The organism is Thermodesulfobacteriota bacterium (genome assembly GCA_036397855.1).
Lineage (GTDB): Bacteria > Desulfobacterota_D > UBA1144 > Nemesobacterales > CSP1-2 > DASWID01.
Map to the genome: position 1 here is coordinate 1 of DASWID010000007.1, position 5903 is coordinate 5903.

The window sequence follows — 5903 nt, forward strand, 5'->3', positions numbered from 1 at the left end:
GCATTAAAAGTTATAAAAGATAGCGAAGAACTCGTAATTATAGGATATAGCTTTAGATACGAGGATTCTAATTCATATCTACTACTTTCAGTTCTACCGGCTGATAGTAAAATAACTATTGTTGATCCCAACCCAGAACAAATTATAGATAAGATAAACAGTAAAGGCTTTACAAATATAACCACTTATAATTCGTTACGTAGTTATTTAACAAAGATTCATAATTAATTATTTTTTTAATTCACATACAATGAATCAAATATCATCTTTCAAAAAATTCAGGAGACCTTGACTTAATGGTAGACATAAATCCTCGAATCTTCAGAGAGTATGATATTAGAGGAGTAGTCGATGAGGACATTGATGAAGCAGTGGTCGAGACAATAGGCAAAGCCTATGGAACATACATGAAAAAGATCGGAAAAGATGGTGTGACTATTGGACACGACTGTCGACTCAGTTCTCCCAATCTTTCTGAAGCAATGATCACCGGCATTACATCCGCTGGGGTCAATGTTGTTGACTTAGGTATGGTTACAACTCCGATGGTCTATTTCTCCCTTTTCAATCTCGACGTTCACGGGGGAGTTATAATCACGGCAAGTCACAACCCAAGCCAGTATAACGGAATTAAACTCTGTGTGGATAAGGATTCACTCTTTGGAGAAGGCATACAAAAAATCAGAAAAATTGCTGAAGGAGGAAATTTCGTCAAAGGCACCGGGAAGGTCGAGACCCACGACATAATGGATAGTTATTTAGATTATCTAAGAAAAAACGTTGAAATCGATCCCGGGCTCAGAGTAGCGATTGATTGTGGAAATGGGATGGTCGGTATTGTAGCACCAAAGATTTTAAGGGACTTTGGTTGCGAATTAACAGAGCTTTATGTCGAACCCGACGGAAGGTTTCCCAATCATCATCCAGACCCAACTGTAGAGGAAAATATTAAAGACCTCATTAATGCCGTCGGGAGGCAAGGGCTTCAAGTAGGTTTAGGGTTTGATGGAGACGGTGATAGAATTGGGGTCGTCGATGAAAAAGGAACTATAATATGGGGTGATATGCTGGTTCTTATATTTGCCCGGGAAATTTTAAAGCATAATCCTAAAGCGAAGATTATAGGAGACGTGAAGTGCTCGGGGAGGCTATTTAAAGATATCGAGAGTCATGGCGGCGTTCCAATAATGTGGAAAACCGGACATTCCCTTATAAAGAATAAAATGAAGCTTGAAAGTGCGGCTCTAGCAGGCGAGATGAGCGGCCACATATTCTTTGCTGACAGATATTACGGCTATGATGATGCCCTTTATGCCGCACTGAGAATACTTGAGATCATTTCCAAAACTGGGAAAAGGACATCGGAATTACTGGAAGGTGTTCCAAATGCTTTCTCAACACCCGAGATACGGGTTGATTGCCCAGATGATACGAAATTCAAATTGGTGAATCAAACAAGAGAAGAGCTTAAGAAAGATTATAGAGTAATAGATATAGATGGCGTTAGGGTTGAATTCCCAGATGGATGGGGTCTTATTAGAGCCTCGAATACCCAACCAGCATTAGTTCTAAGATTTGAAGCCGATTCACCTGACAGGCTTGAGGAAATACGTTCTATAATTGAAGATAAATTGGAAATTGCCAGGGATATGTTGAGTTAACTCTTGCTAATCTATTAATTAGTACCGGTTAAAACAGGATTAAATCGATAATTCACATATCGTTTCTCGGATGGCTACAACTCGAATTGGTTACTGTATAACACGATCACATATAAACACTGGAGGACTCTTACATGCAGACCTATGACATTGTAGTGATAGGTGGCGGGGCAGCAGGACTAACGGCTGCTACTGGATCCGCAAAGTTTGGACTTAAGGTTGCAATAATTGAAAAAGAGAAATTAGGGGGTGACTGCCTCTATTACGGTTGTGTTCCGAGTAAAACTCTTATTCGTTCAGCAAAAATTGTTTCATTAATTAAAAGGGCGCATGAGTTCGGCCTTCATAAGGCTAATGTGTCGTTTGAATTCGAAAATGTGATCAGCCATGTATGGGACGTAATAGAAAAAATAGGTGAGCACGACGATCCCGAGAGATTCAGGAAAATGGGGATCGACGTAATTTTTGGTGCGCCAAGGTTTATTTCCTCCAGAGAAATAGAGGTAGACGGAAAGAAGATCAGGAGCAAAAAATTCGTTATATCCACGGGATCCAGCTCTCTCATACCCAATATTAAGGGACTCAAAGAAACGGGTTATATAACACATGTTGATGTTTTTCATCTAAAAAAACTCCCCCCTTCCATAATTGTCATAGGTGCAGGGCCGATTGGAATCGAGATGTCTCAGGCGTTCGCAAGATTCGGCTCCGACGTAACTGTGATAGAAATGGAAAATCAAATTCTTCCTAAAGAGGACGTGGATATATCTAAAACACTCGAGAGTTGTCTGGCAAAAGAAGGCATAAGGTTCTACACAGGAACAACCGTAAAGCGTGTTAATAATGAGAATGGGAAAAGGGCCATCCTTTGTGTAAAGGATGGAAAAGAGGTCGTGCACAGGGCTGATGAAATCTTAGTTGCTGTTGGACGCACTCCCAACACAGATGGACTGAATCTTGAGGCGTCGGGAGTTGAACACACCGAAAAAGGCATAACGGTAAACAGCAATCTCAAGACAACTGCCAAAAACATTTGGGCATGTGGTGATGTCGTGGGGCCCTATCTCTTTACACACATGGCTGAATACCAGGCCGGAATAGTACTCAGAAACGCGCTATTCAAGTTATCCGCTAAGGTTGACTATTCGGCAGTTCCATGGACAACATTCACCGATCCAGAGGTGGCTCACATAGGATTGACAGAGAACGAAGCAATAGAAAAGGATCTGAATTACACTGTTTATAAATACAACTACAGCGATGTAGATAGAGCGGTTACGGAGGTGGAAGGTCACGGATTCGTCAAGGTCTTATCCACCGGGTGGAAAGGAAAGATCATTGGAGCTCACATAATAGGCCCGAGTGCCGGCGAATTGATTCACGAACTCATACTGGCAATAAGGAAAAGGTTAACGGTTAAGGATATCTCTTCAACGATCCATGTCTATCCTACACTCGCCCTGGGTACGAGACAAACTACAGATTTGTATTTCCACGAGAAATTCTTCTCACCGGGCTGGACTCAGAAGGTTCTGAGATTAGTCGTAAAGATACTTAAGTAGGAAACTAGTCCCCGAGGACTCATAGTTCAACTTACTTTATGTGAAGATTCGTATTAGTATGAAGTTGGGAAGCCACGCTCAAGGCGTTTTCATTCTTGGCAAGAAATAATAAGTCCTGATTCTAAAAAACATGGATATTCAGATTAATGAATTCGGGCATGACAGATTCTTGCCATTCCCGCGGATTACCCGATCAAGCCTGCACTCGAATGCATCGATCGGGTGACATTCGAGTACAGGCGTTAGCCGGAATCCACACTATTGTCAGGCGTAAACAGAATTACGTTTTAATACATCCTTTTAACTATTTCATTCGTCTAACTAGCTCAAATGATTAATGCACTTCGCCAACATTGGCCTGAATATCTGATGGAAGCAGCAGGACTGGGACTATTCATGATTTCAGCCTGTCTCTTCACCATACTTTTGGAGCACCCGGGTTCTCCGGTCCGTATGGCAATAAATGACCCTTTCTTCAGAAGGTTCCTCATAGGAGTAGCCATGGGCCTTACAGCAATCGGCATTATTTATTCACCCTGGGGAAAACAATCGGGTGCGCACATAAACCCATCTGTAACACTGACTTTCCTCCGTTTGGGAAAAGTGAAGTCTTGGGATGCCATCTTTTACATTATAGCGCAGTTTATTGGAGCGCTTCTAGGCGTTATCTTGGTTATAGCACTGGTTCGACACCTAATCACTCATCCTTCGGTCAATTACGTTGACACACTTCCAGGCCCCAGTGGAGCAATGGTTGCCTTCGTTGCCGAGTTAACGATCTCTTTTATTCTCATGACGGTCATTCTGATTGTTTCCAATACAAGAAGAATTGCTCGTTATACAGGTATCTTCGCAGGAATACTTGTCGCTATCTATATCACCTTTGAGGCTCCGCTCTCCGGAATGAGTATGAATCCAGCTCGAACATTTGGCTCTGCTATGCCAGCTCATCATCTTATGCACCTCTGGGTTTACTTTACGGCTCCAGTCCTGGGAATGCTTATAGCGGCAGAAGTTTACGTGAGGGTGATGGGACTGAGCAGCATTTCATGTGCAAAGCTACACCACCAAAATGATAAACGCTGCATACACTGCGGGTATCCCGGCGCAATAAAATCCACATCATTTAATGTAACAACAAAACAAAGGGCTTATATATGACCTTTATCAACATATGCAAAACAAAAATAGGAGGTTTTAAGATGAATAAATTCATCATAGCTAAAAGGGTCCTCACGGGCCTATTTGTCGCAGTCGTAATGGTGATCTTTCTCGTCCCGATGAGCAGCTTCGCCGCCAACGAACATACCACCATACCCTTTTACCCTTTACGGGCGTTAAGGTAAATGGTGGCACAGTTACACACACAAAGGTAGGTGATATGAAGCGAATGCCGATGGGACTGTGTCAAACGGGATGGTCTTCTTCAACATGACCAGCGCACCTGGTGAAGATACAATTGACGGCATAAAGCTGGACAGATGTCTAAAATCCTTCGACAACTTCACCATGTACGGGTAATTTTTAATAATCCTGAACTGGATAGTGCTTATTATGAAAAAAGCGAAAATAAGAAGCAAATCGGCGAATTAAAATTTCAGAGGTATTGAGAGTTTCTAAAATGGTACCAAACTTCAAATCCAAAATATCCTTATTTACGTAAATTTTAGGTTGGGAGGTTTAAAGATATGATAAAAATATTTACAATCGCGATTTTGGCGATAATTGTATTGTTTTTGTACACAACATTTAATAAAAGTGACCATTACCGATCAAGCAGGGCAGAGGATTCTCAAAACGAAAAGCTGGAAAAGGCAACCTTTGCCGGTGGTTGCTTCTGGTGTATGGAACCGCCTTTTGAGAAGCTGGAAGGAGTTTCGGCTGTAATATCCGGTTATACCGGAGGACACAAAACTAATCCAACCTATGATGAGGTCTCTGCTGGGGAAACCGGTCATTTAGAATCTATCCAGATTCTTTACGATCCATCCAAAATAACCTATTCGGAACTGCTAGACGTATTCTGGAGGCAGATAGACCCAACTGATCCCAACGGTCAGTTTGTCGATAGAGGCTCTCAGTACAGATCAGCAATCTTCTATAATAACGATGAGCAAAAACGTCTGGCTGAAAAATCAATGGAAGCGCTGGATAAATCTGGAAGATACGACAAACCCATTGTCACAGAGGTTATCAAAGCCTCTGAATTTTACAGAGCTGAAGACTATCACCAGGATTTTTACAAAAAGAATCCTGTAAGATATAAGACCTACAGATACTTTTCCGGCCGCGACAAGTACATTAAAAAGATATGGGGTGATGAAATGGAAACAAAAATTTCGGAAAACAAAAACGAAGCACAAAATAAACCAAGCAAAGATGAACTCAAGAAGAAATTAACTTCAATTCAGTACGATGTTACACAGAATAACGGGACCGAGAGGCCATTCGGCAATGAATACTGGGACAATCACAAAGAAGGGATTTACGTAGACGTTGTGTCCGGCGAACCTCTTTTCAGTTCGCTAGACAAGTTTGACTCCGGCACCGGATGGCCGAGCTTTACCAAGCCACTCGAGAAAGAAAATATTGTGGAAAGGCAAGACGACGGCTTATTCATGTCCAGGACCGAGGTTCGGAGCCAAAACGCTAATTCCCACCTCGGACATGTATTTGAAGA

The 5903-nt window shown here is 41.9% G+C and carries 6 protein-coding genes; all 6 read left to right on the forward strand.

Annotated elements, in window-relative coordinates:
- On the forward strand, positions 1–228 hold a 228-nt coding region (locus tag VGA95_00440), incomplete at its 5' end, for a hypothetical protein (GenBank protein ID HEX9665012.1).
- 68 nt (positions 229–296) lie between these two features.
- Positions 297–1661 carry a phosphomannomutase/phosphoglucomutase gene (locus tag VGA95_00445; protein ID HEX9665013.1) on the forward strand — a complete coding sequence of 455 codons (1365 nt, stop codon included), beginning with the start codon at positions 297–299 and terminating at the stop codon, positions 1659–1661.
- A 134-nt stretch (positions 1662–1795) separates the two neighbouring features.
- Complete coding sequence (locus tag VGA95_00450) at positions 1796–3223, forward strand: FAD-dependent oxidoreductase (GenBank protein HEX9665014.1); 1428 nt, start codon at positions 1796–1798, stop codon at positions 3221–3223.
- A 330-nt stretch (positions 3224–3553) separates the two neighbouring features.
- Positions 3554–4384 (forward strand): aquaporin, encoded by an 831-nt coding sequence (locus tag VGA95_00455; protein ID HEX9665015.1) that lies wholly within the window; start codon positions 3554–3556, stop codon positions 4382–4384.
- Positions 4385–4425: 41 nt separating this feature from the next.
- Entirely contained in the window at positions 4426–4569 is a 144-nt protein-coding gene (locus VGA95_00460) for a hypothetical protein (protein ID HEX9665016.1), read from the forward strand.
- A gap of 498 nt (positions 4570–5067) precedes the next feature.
- Positions 5068–5903 (forward strand): peptide-methionine (S)-S-oxide reductase MsrA (gene msrA, locus VGA95_00465; GenBank protein HEX9665017.1); only part of this gene is annotated, 836 nt, incomplete at its 3' end.

What these genes read in the sequence shown, in the direction of transcription:
- VGA95_00460 (HEX9665016.1), top strand. Translation starts at nt 4,426, where the DNA reads ATGAATAAATTCATCATAGCTAAAAGGGTCCTCACGGGCCTATTTGTC.
- VGA95_00455 (HEX9665015.1), top strand. Translation starts at nt 3,554, where the DNA reads ATGATTAATGCACTTCGCCAACATTGGCCTGAATATCTGATGGAAGCA.
- VGA95_00445 (HEX9665013.1), top strand. Translation starts at nt 297, where the DNA reads ATGGTAGACATAAATCCTCGAATCTTCAGAGAGTATGATATTAGAGGA.
- VGA95_00450 (HEX9665014.1), top strand. Translation starts at nt 1,796, where the DNA reads ATGCAGACCTATGACATTGTAGTGATAGGTGGCGGGGCAGCAGGACTA.